We start from the raw sequence: 13,678 nt of genomic DNA, 5'->3' as shown, positions 1-13,678 counted from the left end.
GCCAGATTTCTTACAATAAGGCGATTTGACTGCACCAAGCGTACCTTTGAAAAGTTTATAGGAAAGCGAGATCGGGTTTTTTGCCTTGTCTCGCTTTTTTGCAACCTGACTTTGCGCTTGCGTTCCTGTTCGTGACGAACTTACGCCACTCGATGAGGATACAAGCCTTGAGCACACCAGCAATCCTTGCACTCGCAGACGGAAGCCTCTTTTACGGCACCGCCATCGGCGCAGACGGAGAAACCAGCGGCGAGGTAGTATTCAATACTGCCATGACCGGCTATCAGGAAATCCTGACCGATCCGTCCTACTCACGCCAGATCGTCACCCTGACGTATCCGCACATCGGCAACACCGGTGTGAACGACGAAGACGTGGAATCCGACCGCATTCACGCCGCCGGGTTGATTATCCGCGACCTGCCCCTGCTGGCCAGCAGCTGGCGCAACCAGGGCAGCCTTGACGACTACCTGCGAAGCAACAACATTGTTGGCATTGCTGACATCGATACCCGCCGCCTCACCCGCATTTTGCGTGACAAAGGTTCCCAGAACGGAGCCATAGTGGCGGGAGAAAATGCCACCGCCGAACGGGCGCTGGAACTGGCAAACGCCTTCCCGGGCCTGAAAGGCATGGACCTCGCCAAAGAAGTGACCAGCGACAAAGCCTACCAGTGGCGCCAGGCCGAGTGGAACCTGGTTTCCGGGTACGGCGAGCAGGCCGAGGCCCGGTTCAAAGTGGTCGCCTGGGACTACGGCGTAAAGTACAACATCCTGCGCATGCTGGCGTCTCGTGGTTGCGACATCACCGTAGTGCCGGCGCAAACCCCGGCCGCAGACGTGTTGGCCATGAACCCCGATGGCATCTTCCTGTCCAACGGCCCGGGCGATCCCGAGCCCTGCGACTACGCTATTACGGCTATCCAGGAAGTGCTGGAAACCGAGATTCCGGTGTTTGGTATTTGCCTGGGGCACCAGTTGCTTGCGCTGGCCAGTGGCGCCAAGACCCTGAAAATGGGCCATGGCCACCACGGCGCCAACCACCCGGTTCAGGACATCGCCAAAGGCACCGTGATGATCACCAGCCAGAATCACGGCTTTGCCGTGGACGAGGCGACGCTGCCGGCGAACGTAGAGGCGACTCACAAATCTCTGTTTGATGGCACGCTGCAGGGCATTCGCCGCACGGATAAGCCGGCTTACAGTTTTCAAGGGCATCCGGAAGCCAGCCCCGGTCCTCACGACGTGGCCCCCCTGTTTGACGAGTTTATCCGCCTGATGGAAGCGCGATCCGCCTGAGGGCCGATCACCACGGATAACACACAGGCGCCGCGTTTTGCGCTGCACGAATTCAAAAGTTGCTGACAGGTTTACCAAGACATGCCAAAACGTACCGACATCAAAAGCATCCTGATCCTGGGCGCAGGCCCCATCGTGATCGGGCAGGCGTGCGAATTTGACTACTCCGGCGCCCAGGCTTGTAAAGCCCTGCGCGAAGAGGGGTACCGGGTGATTCTGGTGAATTCCAACCCGGCTACCATCATGACCGATCCGGCGATGGCCGATGCCACCTACATCGAGCCGATTACCTGGAAAACCGTCGAAAAGATCATTGAGAAAGAAAAGCCTGACGCCCTGCTGCCCACCATGGGCGGCCAGACCGCACTCAACTGCGCGCTGGACCTGGAAAAGCACGGCGTTCTGGAAAAACATGGCGTTGAAATGATCGGTGCCAACGCCGACACCATTGATAAAGCAGAAGATCGTGACCGCTTCGACAAGGCCATGAAAAAAATCGGCCTTGAGTGCCCGCGTGCGACGATTGTGCACTCCATGGCAGAAGCCTGGGAAGCGAGCAAAGACATCGGCTTCCCCTGCATTATCCGGCCCTCCTTCACCATGGGTGGTTCCGGTGGCGGTATCGCTTATAACAAAGATGAATTCGAAGAAATCTGTACCCGTGGCCTGGATCTGTCGCCGACCAACGAGCTGTTGATCGATGAATCCCTGATCGGCTGGAAAGAGTACGAGATGGAGGTTGTTCGTGACAAAAACGACAACTGCATCATCGTCTGCGCCATCGAAAACTTTGACGCTATGGGCGTGCACACCGGTGACTCCATCACCGTGGCGCCAGCCCAGACGCTGACGGACAAAGAGTACCAGATCATGCGGAACGCCTCCTTGGCGGTACTGCGTGAGATTGGTGTCGAGACCGGTGGTTCCAACGTGCAGTTCGGCATTAACCCGGACAACGGTCGCATGGTCGTTATCGAGATGAACCCGCGGGTGTCCCGGTCATCGGCATTGGCGTCCAAGGCCACGGGTTTCCCGATCGCCAAGGTAGCCGCCAAGCTGGCGGTGGGCTACACCCTGGATGAACTTCAAAACGAAATTACCGGTGGTGTCACCCCGGCGTCGTTTGAGCCCAGCATCGACTATGTTGTCACCAAGATTCCTCGTTTCACTTTCGAGAAATTCCCGCAGGCCGATGCGCGCCTGACCACCCAGATGAAGTCGGTGGGCGAGGTGATGGCGATCGGTCGTACCTTTCAGGAATCCATGCAGAAAGCTCTGCGTGGGCTTGAAGTGGGGTCCGAGGGCTTTGATGAGCAGCTGGAAGAGTTTGAATCGGAGAATTCCCGCGAAACCCTGACTCGCGAACTGAATGTGCCGGGCGCAGAGCGGGTCTGGTACATCGGCGATGCCTTCCGGGCTGGTATGACGGTTGACGAAGTGTTCCAGCACACCAAAGTCGATCCCTGGTATCTGGTGCAGATCGAAGATCTGATCCGCGAAGAACTGGCCCTGAAATCGGCGGGCAAGGCGGATATTGACTACACCACGATGTTCCGCCTCAAGCGCAAGGGTTTTTCTGATGCCCGCCTTGCCAAGCTGCTGGGGCTGTCGGAAGTCAGTCTGCGCAAACTGCGCCACGACCTTGGTATTCGCCCTGTTTATAAGCGGGTAGACACCTGTGCGGCTGAGTTCGCTTCTGACACCGCCTACATGTACTCAACCTATGAAGAAGAGTGCGAATCGGCCCCGAGTGATCGCGAGAAGATTGTGGTGATCGGTGGCGGTCCTAACCGTATCGGTCAGGGTATCGAGTTTGATTACTGCTGTGTTCACGCCGCTCTGGCCATGCGCGAAGACGGCTATGAAACCATCATGATCAACTGCAACCCGGAGACCGTATCGACCGATTACGACACCTCCGACCGGTTGTACTTTGAGCCGATCACCCTTGAAGACGTGCTGGAAATCATCAACGTCGAGAAGCCCAAGGGTGTGATCGTGCAGTACGGTGGTCAGACCCCGCTGAAACTGGCGCGCGGCCTGGAGGCGGCCGGTGTGCCAATCATTGGTACCAGCCCGGATGCCATCGACCGTGCCGAAGATCGTGAGCGTTTTCAGCAAATGATTCAGCGCCTTGGCCTGAATCAGCCCGAGAACGCCACCGTTCGCAGTCACGAGGAAGGTATTCTGGCGGCCCGTGAAATCGGTTACCCGCTGGTGGTGCGCCCGTCCTATGTATTGGGTGGTCGCGCGATGGAAATCGTCTACGACGAAACCGAGCTGGTGCGTTATATGCGCAACGCGGTGCTGGTTTCCAATGACAGCCCGGTACTGCTGGACCATTTCCTGAATGCCGCCATCGAAGTCGACATTGATGCCATTTGCGACGGCACCGACGTGGTGATTGGCGGCATCATGCAGCATATTGAACAGGCCGGCGTTCATTCCGGTGACTCCGCCTGCTCACTGCCGCCCTACAGTCTGCCGAAAGACGTTCAGGACCAGATGCGGGATGCCGTAAAGAAAATGGCCATCGAGCTGGATGTTATTGGTTTGATGAACGTGCAACTGGCCTGGCAGGATGGTGAGATTTACGTCATTGAAGTCAACCCGCGAGCGTCCCGTACGGTGCCGTTTGTATCCAAGGCCATCGGCGTGTCACTGGCGGCGGTTGCCGCTCGGGTAATGTCTGGCAAGACTCTGAAAGAGCTGAATTTTACTCAGGAAATCGTGCCAACCTATTATGCGGTGAAAGAGTCGGTGTTCCCGTTCAATAAGTTCCCGGCGGTTGACCCGATTCTTGGGCCAGAAATGAAATCCACCGGTGAGGTGATGGGACTGGGCGACAGTTTCGATGAAGCCTTCGCCAAAGCAGCGCTGGCGATCGGCGAGCGCCTGCCGGCCCAGGGCACCGCGTTCATGTCTGTGAGAGATGTCGACAAGCCGGGGGCGGCCAAGGTGGCGCAAGACCTGGTTGATGCCGGGTTCAGGATTATTGCCACTACCGGTACGGCCAAGGCTCTGGAAGACGCAGGCATCACGGCGGAGAAAGTGAATAAGGTTCGTGAGGGTCGTCCGCACATTGTTGACGCCATCAAAAACGGTCAGGTACAACTTATTATCAATACCACTGAAGGTCGCAAGGCGATTTCCGATTCGGCACAAATTCGCCAGTCGGCGCTGCAAACCAAGGTGACCTACACAACGACTCTGGCGGGTGGTGAAGCCTTCTGCCGGGCGATCAAATTTGGTCCGGAGCGCACGGTTCGTCGCCTCCAGGACCTGCATGCAGGGAAGTAATAGTATGGCTACTGACAGAGTGCCCATGACGCCGACGGGAGAAGCCCGTCTGCGTGAAGAGCTGAAAAAACTGAAGTCCGAAGATCGCCCTCGGGTGATTCAGGCCATCGCCGATGCGCGGGAGCACGGTGATCTCAAAGAGAACGCCGAATACCATGCGGCGCGCGAGCAACAAAGCTTTATCGAGGGCCGTATTCAGGAGATCGAAGGCAAGTTGTCAGCCGTTATGGTGATTGATGTTGCCAAGATGGAAAACACCGGTAAAGTGATTTTCGGCACCACGGTTCACCTTGTGAATATGGATACCGACGAAGAAGTGACTTACCAGATCGTTGGTGAGGACGAAGCCGATATCAAATCCGGCAAATTGTCCGTTTCGTCGCCAATTGCGCGCGCGCTGGTGGGCAAGAGTGAAGATGATGTCGTGGCGATCCGTATTCCTTCCGGTACGGTGGAGTACGAGATTACCAAGGTGGAATACATCTGAGGCGTGTCTGCTGAATAAAGAAGCCGGCGTGGGATTTCCCAGGCCGGCTTTTTGTTTTATCGAAGGCAAAAAATCATTTGGTTCTGAGCAGGTTGGACAGCTTCGGGTTGGGCTTTTTCGCTCTGCGGAGGATGACCGCAATTTTGCCAATCGTTTGTACCAGTTCCGCTTTGGCGCCTTCGCACAGAGCCTGAATGGCTTCCTGGCGGGCTTCGCGATCCTGGCTGGCGACCTTTATCTTGATCAGCTCATGATCGTTCAGGGCCCGCTCCAGTTCTTCCTGAAGCCCCTCGGACAGGCCTTTGTCGCCAACAATGATCACGGGCTTGAGATTGTGGGCAATGGCCCGGTATTCCCGGCGCTGTTCCGGTGACAGACTCATGATGTAATCTCTTTATCGGTGCAATTAACAAAAGGTCAGCGGCATACAGGCTGACATCGTCGTATAATTTGTCGATTGTAACAGATAGATTCCCGTCACAAATGGATGTAATCACTTACAGGCCATGTTTGTGGTCGCGGAGCTCTGTCAGAGCCGTTGAGTGTGCCCGCTCCTCCGTCCATGGCTGTAGATTGAAGGAACGTTTTAGCGTTGTTGGTGTCTGTTACGGATGGGCCGATTCTGGTTTACGGACGTACAATTGGTGTAAGGTGTCGGAAAAGGGTTGGCGGTTCTGCTGCTACCCCCGCAATTCACAGGTGATGATCCTTGAACGATATGGCAAAAAATCTGGTTCTCTGGCTAGTAATAGCCGCCGTGCTGCTGATGGTGTTTCAGAATTTCTCCCCCACCACCACCGGGCAACAAGTTAATTATTCGCAGTTTGTCGAGATGGTCCAGCAGGGCCAGGTCCGGCAGGTGACCATTGATGGCTTGCAAGTGCAGGGCCTTCGCGGTGATGGTTCCCAGTTCCAGACCGTGCGGCCGCAGGTGCCGGATGGCAAGTTGATGGACGACCTTCTTGCCAACAACGTCGAGGTGATCGGCAAAGAGCCGGATCGCCAGAGCCTGTGGACTCAGCTTCTGGTCGCTGCCTTCCCGATCCTGATCATCATAGCGCTCTTTATGTTCTTCATGCGTCAGATGCAAGGCGGTGGCGGTGGCAAAGGCCCGATGTCTTTCGGTAAGAGCAAGGCCCGGCTTCTGAGTGAAGACCAGATTAAAACCACCTTCGGTGATGTTGCGGGTGTTGATGAAGCCAAAGAAGACGTCAAAGAACTGGTGGATTTCCTGCGCGATCCGAGCAAGTTTCAACGCCTGGGTGGTCGTATCCCGAAAGGCGTGTTGATGGTAGGCCCTCCTGGTACAGGTAAGACGCTGCTGGCGAAAGCGATTGCCGGTGAAGCCAAGGTGCCGTTTTTCTCCATCTCAGGTTCTGACTTTGTTGAAATGTTCGTGGGTGTCGGTGCCTCGCGGGTTCGCGACATGTTCGAGCAGGCCAAGAAGCAGAGTCCTTGCATCATCTTCATCGATGAGATCGATGCGGTGGGTCGCCATCGTGGCGCGGGTATGGGTGGTGGTCACGATGAGCGTGAACAGACACTGAACCAGTTGCTGGTAGAAATGGACGGCTTTGAGGGTAACGAAGGCGTGATCGTGATCGCTGCGACTAACCGCCCCGACGTTCTGGACCCGGCTCTTTTGCGCCCCGGTCGATTTGATCGTCAGGTCGTCGTTAGTTTGCCGGATATCCTGGGCCGCGAGCAGATTCTGAAAGTGCACATGAAGAAGGTGCCGCTGGCCGACGGTATCGATCCTGCGGTTATTGCCCGTGGTACCCCCGGCTTTTCCGGTGCCGATCTAGCCAACCTGGTAAACGAGGCGGCATTGTTTGCAGCCCGCCGCAACCAGCGCCTGGTGTCGATGGAAGAGCTCGAGCTGGCGAAAGACAAGATCATGATGGGCGCCGAGCGCAAGTCCATGGTGATGAATGAAAAAGAAAAGCGGAATACGGCTTATCACGAGTCAGGCCATGCCATCGTCGGCAGGCTGGTGCCCGAGCATGACCCGGTTTATAAGGTCAGTATCATTCCCCGCGGGCGCGCCCTCGGTGTGACCATGTTCTTGCCGGAAGAGGACAAGTACAGTCACTCCAAGCGGTTCCTGACCAGTTCGATCTGTAGCTTGTTTGGCGGTCGTATTGCTGAGGAGCTGACGTTGGGTTTTGATGGGGTGACCACGGGTGCATCCAACGACATTGAGCGTGCCACCAGTATTGCCCGCAATATGGTGACTCGCTGGGGTCTGTCTGAAAAACTGGGGCCGCTGCAGTACGATACCGACAGTGAGGAGCCGTTCCTTGGCCGCTCTGCAGGCCAGGCGCATACCGTGTATTCGCCAGAGACGGCTCAGCGAATCGATGAGGAAGTGCGCAATATCATCGATACCTGCTATGAGACAGCAAAACAAATTCTGGTTGATAACCGGGATAAGCTGGAAATGATGGCGGATGCATTGATGAAATATGAAACCATCGACCGTCACCAGATCGATGACATTATGGAGGGTCGTGAGCCGCGGCCACCCAAAAACTGGGGTGACAGTGGTCCTTCCGGCGGTGTCCGGTCGGATGGGTCAGAAACGGCGCCGGAGCCCAAAAGCTCTGATGGTCGCCAGCCCGGAGTAGGGCGCCCTGCCGGCGAGCACTGATTTCCCGCAAGTCTCGAGTAGTTAACTGCGCCGCCCGACCATCGGGCGGCGTTTGTTTTTGTCTTTCCGAAACGAATTTTTTGGACGCTATGCTATGAAGATGAATTTTGCCGGCCGCGAGCTCGATCTCTCATTCTGTCATGTGATGGGTATTTTAAACGTTACCCCGGATTCCTTTTCAGATGGCGGCCAGTTCAATTCAGTCGAAGCGGGGCTGCGTCGGGCCAGGCAAATGGTTGCGGATGGTGCGACGTTTATCGATGTGGGGGGCGAATCCACTCGTCCTGGTGCTGCACAAGTTTCAACCCAGGAAGAGCTGGATCGGGTGTGCCCGGTTGTCGAGGCGATTGCTCGCGAGCTAGAGGTTGTGATTTCTGTGGATACCAGCAACCCGATGGTTATGGCTGAGACAGTCAGGTTAGGTGCGGGTCTGATCAATGATGTACGAGCCCTTCAGCGCGATGGTGCGCCGGAGGTGGTGGCCGATGCCGGTGTTCCGGTGTGCATCATGCACATTCAGGGTGAGCCAGAAACGATGCAGGATTCACCTCGTTATCGAAACGTTCGTCGCGATGTAAGCTCCTTTCTGACAGAGCGTATGCGGGTCGCTGAAGGTGCCGGGGTGTTGCCGGAAAACATCATCCTCGATCCGGGATTTGGTTTTGGTAAAAGTGTTGAGCATAACCTTCAGCTGCTGGCCTCGTTGGAGCAGATGCATCTGTTGGGGCACCCACTTTTGATTGGTGTTTCAAGAAAATCAATGCTTGGTGCGATCACCGGGCGCGAGGTCAATGAAAGGTTGCCCGCAAGCCTTGCTGCCGCGACAATATCGGCCATGAAAGGTGCGAGCATCCTCCGGGTGCACGATGTAAGAGAAACTGTGGACGCCGTTAAAGTTGTGACGGCAGTGAGGGAGGCAGTCTGATGTCCCAGCGTAAATATTTTGGTACCGATGGTATTCGAGGTCACGTAGGCGAGGGGCCCATTACTCCGCAATTTATGTTGCACCTTGGTTGGGCGGCGGGTCAGGCGTTCAAAAAGGCCGGCCAAAGGAACAGCGTGCTGATTGGTAAAGATACCCGGTTATCCGGCTATATGTTCGAGTCTGCTCTGGAGGCGGGACTGTCGGCTGCAGGGGTTGATGTGAAGCTGCTGGGGCCCATGCCGACGCCCGCGATTGCTTACCTGACAAGAACCTTCCGGGCGTCTGCAGGCATTGTCATCAGTGCATCGCACAACCCGCATCACGACAACGGAATCAAGTTCTTTTCGGCTGACGGTACCAAGCTGGACGATGCCCTGGAGGCGGAAATCGAGCGTTGGCTGGATCAACCTATCAAGGTCTGTGAGCCGGGAGAGCTTGGCAAGGCAACCCGTGTGGATGATGCTCCGGGTCGCTACGTGGAGTTTTGTAAAAGCACCGTTCCCAATGAGTTTACGCTGGACGGCCTGAATGTCGTGCTGGATTGCGCAAATGGTGCTACCTACCACGTCGCTCCGAAAGTGTTCCGGGAGTTGGGTGCCAAGGTAACGGTTATCGGTGCCGATCCTGACGGCCTGAATATCAACCTCAATGTCGGTTCCACTCATCTTGATGCTTTGAAGCAGGCGGTCGCAGAAAAAGGCGCAGACATGGGAATTGCCTTCGATGGCGATGGTGACCGGGTGTTGATGGTGGATCAGGATGGGTCTGAGGTGGATGGCGACGAGCTGCTCTATATTCTCGCGTCCCGGCGGCAGGCTGAGGGTCGTCTGATGGGCGGTGTTGTTGGCACCCTGATGACCAATCTTGGCGTCGAGTTAGCGTTGCGCGATAGCGGAATCGAGTTTGAGCGTGCCAAGGTCGGAGACCGGTATGTGATGGAGCGTTTGCTGGCGAATAACTGGGTTCTGGGCGGCGAAGGGTCAGGGCACATGGTGATCAGGGATTGCACCAGCACCGGGGATGGAATTGTTTCTGCCCTGCAAGTGCTTTTGGCGGTAAGGCGCTCCGGCAAAAGCATGCAGGAGTTGCGGAAGGGCATGAGCAAACTCCCTCAAACCATGGTGAACGTGCGCGTTGCCCAACGTTTCGATCCGCTAAGCCGGAAAGATATCGTGGAAGCCATGCGCCAGGCTGAAGAGGCGTTAGGCGACGCTGGCCGTATCCTGTTGCGTGCGTCCGGTACCGAGCCGCTGATTCGTGTTATGGCCGAAGGCAAGAATGCGGAGGATATTGCCCGCATTGCGAAAGAGCTTGCCAGGGTGGTTGAGCAGTCAACTCCCTGATTCAAAACGGGGCGGTTGTGCAGAGGAAATGTCTGCTGTATAGTTCGCCCTCCCTTACGCTCGGGACGTTTGAGAGTTGGTATGCGTCGCAAAATTGTAGCCGGAAACTGGAAAATGAACGGGTCGAAAGACCTTGTGCAACAACTGGTTGGCGTCATATGCGATCATGCCGGCAGTCTTGATGCCGGTGCAGAGGTGGTTATTATCCCTCCGGCGCCATACATTCCCCTGGTTCAGCAGCGGGCTGATGGCAAGCTGGCTATCGGTGTGCAGAATGTCAGTCAATGGCAGTCCGGTGCCTATACCGGCGAAGTGTCTGCTGAGATGGCCAGGGATCTCGGTTGCTGGTATGTGCTCGTGGGTCATTCTGAGCGCCGGCAACTGTTTGGCGAGAGTGATGAGGTGGTTGCCCGAAAGATCGGGCGGGTGCTTGAAAGCGGATTGACGGCAGTGCTCTGTGTGGGTGAAACGCTCGATCAGCGTGACGCCGGAGAGGCGGAGCAAGTGGTTGCCGCACAGATCCAGAAGGGTCTTGCGTCCGTGACGGGTGAGCAATGGTCAAAAGTAGTGGTGGCCTATGAGCCGGTTTGGGCTATCGGGACCGGCAAAACGGCGACCGCAGATGATGCTCAGGCCATGCATGCAGCCATTCGCAAAGTGCTTGAGGGTATGAATGCGCCCGCGGAAGAGATTTCGGTACTTTACGGCGGCAGTGTAAAAGCGGATAATGCGGCCGCTCTGTTTTCAGAGCCGGACATTGATGGTGGTCTTATAGGTGGTGCTTCCCTTAAGGCTGATGAGTTTATAAGTATCTGTCGGGCGTTCCCGGCGGGTGCATAAGCCGACACGAATACGAGAGTCTGTATGGATTGGATGGAAACACTGGTAGTCGTTGTTCACGTCGTGATCGCCGTGGCACTGGTAGGTGTTGTCCTGATTCAGCAGGGCAAGGGTGCTGATGCCGGTGCGGCATTTGGTGGCGGCGCGTCTCAGACCGTTTTTGGTAGTCAGGGCAGCGGCAGTTTCCTGACCCGGATGACAACGTTGATGGCGGTTGTCTTCTTCGTAACAAGTTTTTCGCTGGCGATCTTCGCCAAGCAGCGTGCTGAAGTGGCCGGTGAGGCTGGGATTCCGATGGTTCAGGAGTCTTCCTCGGCGCCTGCCCAGGCTGATTCAGTGCCTGGTATCGAAGGTTCGGCAGATAGTGAATCCGAGGGCGGGGCGTCAGATCTCCCCGATCTCGAGTAAAGAGCGTTGCCCGGGTGGTGAAATTGGTAGACACGCCATCTTGAGGGGGTGGTGACGAAAGTCGTGCCGGTTCGAGTCCGGCCCCGGGCACCAATTTTTTGAAAGCGGCTTGGCAAACCCAAGCCGTTTTTTTTGGTCAGTCCTTGACCGCTCCGCTTCGCGTCTTTATACTCCGGCGGATATTGGAGTCAGCGTTTTGTCCTGGCTTCCAGGCAGGCCAGGTGTCTGTCGGCAGATTGCCTTTTGGGTTGGCTATCTGCGAATTCTTGCAACAAAAGGCCCCATTTTAAGGGGCTTTTTGATTAAGGGGCCTGGCGCAAGGGCCCTGGTGCATAAAAAGGGCTGATCAACAGCCCTTTTTTTGTTTTTGTACTTTGAAAATCTGAAGACGGAGGCGGCGACACTTGTCAGCCAAGCTTAAACAACTGGAAGACATCCTGCGCCCGGTAGTAGAGGGGTTGGGGTATGAATTCTGGGGAATCGAATTCCGTTCCCGGGGGTATCAGTCGATGCTGCGGGTTTTTATCGACGATGCCGAGAACGGGATCGGCATTGAAGACTGCGAGAAGGTCAGTCGGCAGATCAGCGGTGTAATGGATGTGGAAGATCCCATTCAGAGCGAGTACACCCTGGAAGTTTCATCCCCGGGGATGGATCGGCCGTTGTTCCGTCTCGAACAGTTTGAGGCTTTTGTTGGTCACCAGGTGCAGATCAAACTGCGGATGGCTTTTGAAGGCCGGCGCAAGTTTCAGGGGCTGATTAAAGGCGTGGAAGGCGACGAGGTGGTGGTTGTAGTAGACGACCACGAATACCTGTTGCCTTTCGACAGCATTGAAAAGGCCAGTATCGTTCCGGTTTTTGAATAATGTATTCAAGAAATTTTTCAGATGTATTGATTCTTTTGAAGGCAGGGCAATCCCATGAGTAAAGAGATCTTGCTGGTAGTGGAATCCGTCTCGAACGAGAAAGGCGTCGACAAGGACGTGATTTTCGAGGCTATCGAGCTTGCGCTCGCCACTGCTGCCAAAAAACGTTATGAAGATGAAGACGCGGACATCCGCGTTTCCATTGATCGCCGTACCGGTGAGTACGAAACCTTCCGTCGTTGGCTGGTAGTCGACAACGATGCCGTTCCGGCGCTCGGTACCGAGCTCACCATGCAGGAAGCGGAAGAAATTGACACCAAGCTTCAGCCTGGTGATATGCACGAGGAAAAGGTGGAATCCGTTGCTTTCGGTCGCATCGGTGCCCAGGCTGCCAAGCAGATCATCTTCCAGAAAGTGCGTGAAGCTGAGCGAATGAAGATTGTCGACAGTTATCGCGATCGTGTTGGCGAGCTGGTGTCCGGCACGGTCAAGAAAGTGACACGAGACAACGTCATCGTAGACCTGGGTGGTAATGCCGAAGCGCTGCTGCCCCGCGAACACCTGATTGCCCGGGAAACGTTCCGCATGGGCGACCGTGTACGCGCTTTGCTGCTTGAGATTCGCACGGATCATCGTGGCCCTCAGTTGATTCTGAGCCGCTCCGATGCACAGATGCTGGTTGAACTGTTCCGTATCGAAGTGCCGGAAATTGCAGAAGAGCTGATTGAAATTCGTGGCGCGGCCCGTGACCCTGGCTCGCGGGCGAAGATTGCTGTGAAAACCAATGATCGCCGTATCGATCCGGTGGGTGCCTGTGTTGGTATGCGTGGCTCACGAGTACAAGCTGTCTCCAATGAGCTGGGTGGCGAGCGCGTGGATATCGTTCTGTGGGACGACAACCCGGCGCAACTGGTGATCAACGCCATGGCGCCGGCAGAAGTGGCGTCCATCGTGATGGACGAAGATGGCCACACCATGGATGTCGCAGTTGCAGAAGACAATCTGGCCCAGGCCATCGGTCGTAATGGCCAGAACGTTCGCCTGGCCACGGAGCTGACCGGCTGGACTCTGAACGTCATGACCGAAGAGGAAGCCGGTGAACGTCAGGAGCAGGAATTCAACAGGCTGCTCGAGCACTTCACCAAGCATCTGGACGTGGATGATGAACTGGCGGGCGTACTGATCGAAGAAGGCTTTACGTCCATTGAAGAAGTCGCCTATGTGCCGATGGAAGAGATGCTGGCGATTGATGGCTTTGACGAGGATACGGTTACCGAACTGCGTAGCCGTGCCAAGGACGCCCTGCTGAATCAGGCGTTGGCAAGTGAAGAAGCTCTTGAGGGTGCTGAGCCCGCAGAAGATCTTCTTGAAATGGATGGCATGGACCGTTCTCTGGCGTTCAAACTCGCCGGTATGGGCGTGCGCACCATGGAAGATTTGGCTGAGCAGTCGGTGGATGACCTGCTCGATATCGAAGGTATGGATGAAGAGCGTGCAGGTCAGCTGATCATGACAGCACGCGCACCCTGGTTTGAAGACCAGGCCTGATTCGGGAGAGGAG

Annotated in this window: 11 protein-coding genes and 1 tRNA gene; 11 read left to right on the top strand and 1 reads right to left on the bottom strand. The window is 56.0% G+C overall.

The features are described from left to right. The first annotated feature begins 167 nt into the window (after positions 1 to 167). The 3 genes from carA (at position 168) to greA (ending at position 5,085) form a co-directional block, all read left to right on the top strand. Positions 168 to 1,298, top strand: coding sequence for a glutamine-hydrolyzing carbamoyl-phosphate synthase small subunit (gene carA / locus QPL95_RS11325; protein WP_303291074.1), 1,131 nt, complete (start codon positions 168 to 170; stop codon positions 1,296 to 1,298). Positions 1,299 to 1,379: 81 nt separating this feature from the next. Beyond that, complete coding sequence (gene carB / locus QPL95_RS11320) at positions 1,380 to 4,598, top strand: carbamoyl-phosphate synthase large subunit (protein WP_303291073.1); 3,219 nt, start codon at positions 1,380 to 1,382, stop codon at positions 4,596 to 4,598. Positions 4,599 to 4,602: 4 nt separating this feature from the next. Then, entirely contained in the window at positions 4,603 to 5,085 is a 483-nt protein-coding gene (greA, locus tag QPL95_RS11315; protein WP_303291072.1) for a transcription elongation factor GreA, read from the top strand. 73 nt (positions 5,086 to 5,158) lie between these two features. Here the strand turns inward: greA and yhbY are convergent, their stop codons facing one another. Next, a complete protein-coding gene (gene yhbY, locus QPL95_RS11310) occupies positions 5,159 to 5,467 on the bottom strand; it encodes a ribosome assembly RNA-binding protein YhbY (RefSeq protein WP_303291071.1) in 309 nt (102 codons plus the stop codon). A 336-nt stretch (positions 5,468 to 5,803) separates the two neighbouring features. Between yhbY and ftsH the strand changes: the two genes are divergently transcribed. The 8 genes from ftsH to nusA all read left to right on the top strand — a co-directional run bounded on the left by ftsH (position 5,804) and on the right by nusA (position 13,665). Beyond that, positions 5,804 to 7,735: an ATP-dependent zinc metalloprotease FtsH gene (gene ftsH / locus QPL95_RS11305; RefSeq protein ID WP_303291246.1), complete on the top strand. Its 1,932-nt coding sequence runs from the start codon at positions 5,804 to 5,806 to the stop codon at positions 7,733 to 7,735. A gap of 94 nt (positions 7,736 to 7,829) precedes the next feature. Then, positions 7,830 to 8,660, top strand: a complete 831-nt coding sequence (folP, locus tag QPL95_RS11300; protein WP_303291245.1) for a dihydropteroate synthase — start codon at positions 7,830 to 7,832, stop codon at positions 8,658 to 8,660. Next, positions 8,660 to 10,003 (top strand): phosphoglucosamine mutase, encoded by a 1,344-nt coding sequence (gene glmM, locus QPL95_RS11295; RefSeq protein ID WP_303291070.1) that lies wholly within the window; start codon positions 8,660 to 8,662, stop codon positions 10,001 to 10,003. The genes folP and glmM overlap by 1 nt, the downstream gene beginning before the upstream one ends. A gap of 81 nt (positions 10,004 to 10,084) precedes the next feature. After that, positions 10,085 to 10,843 (top strand): triose-phosphate isomerase, encoded by a 759-nt coding sequence (gene tpiA, locus QPL95_RS11290; RefSeq protein ID WP_303291069.1) that lies wholly within the window; start codon positions 10,085 to 10,087, stop codon positions 10,841 to 10,843. 24 nt (positions 10,844 to 10,867) lie between these two features. Then, positions 10,868 to 11,251, top strand: coding sequence for a preprotein translocase subunit SecG (gene secG / locus QPL95_RS11285; protein ID WP_303291068.1), 384 nt, complete (start codon positions 10,868 to 10,870; stop codon positions 11,249 to 11,251). A gap of 8 nt (positions 11,252 to 11,259) precedes the next feature. Then, positions 11,260 to 11,344, top strand: a tRNA-Leu gene (locus tag QPL95_RS11280). 311 nt (positions 11,345 to 11,655) lie between these two features. Continuing rightward, on the top strand, positions 11,656 to 12,117 hold the full coding sequence (rimP, locus tag QPL95_RS11275) for a ribosome maturation factor RimP (RefSeq protein ID WP_303291067.1): 462 nt from the start codon (positions 11,656 to 11,658) through the stop codon (positions 12,115 to 12,117). 54 nt (positions 12,118 to 12,171) lie between these two features. Next, the gene (gene nusA, locus QPL95_RS11270) at positions 12,172 to 13,665 is read left to right on the top strand and encodes a transcription termination factor NusA (protein ID WP_303291066.1); all 1,494 of its coding nucleotides are present in this window, start codon (positions 12,172 to 12,174) and stop codon (positions 13,663 to 13,665) included. Positions 13,666 to 13,678 lie beyond the last annotated feature (13 nt).

This window comes from Marinobacter sp. SS5-14b (assembly GCF_030541005.1).
In the GTDB taxonomy this organism is placed as follows: Bacteria; Pseudomonadota; Gammaproteobacteria; order Pseudomonadales; family Oleiphilaceae; genus Marinobacter.
Note: the sequence above shows the minus strand (reverse complement) of the source record. Positions and strands in the feature narration are given on the sequence as shown.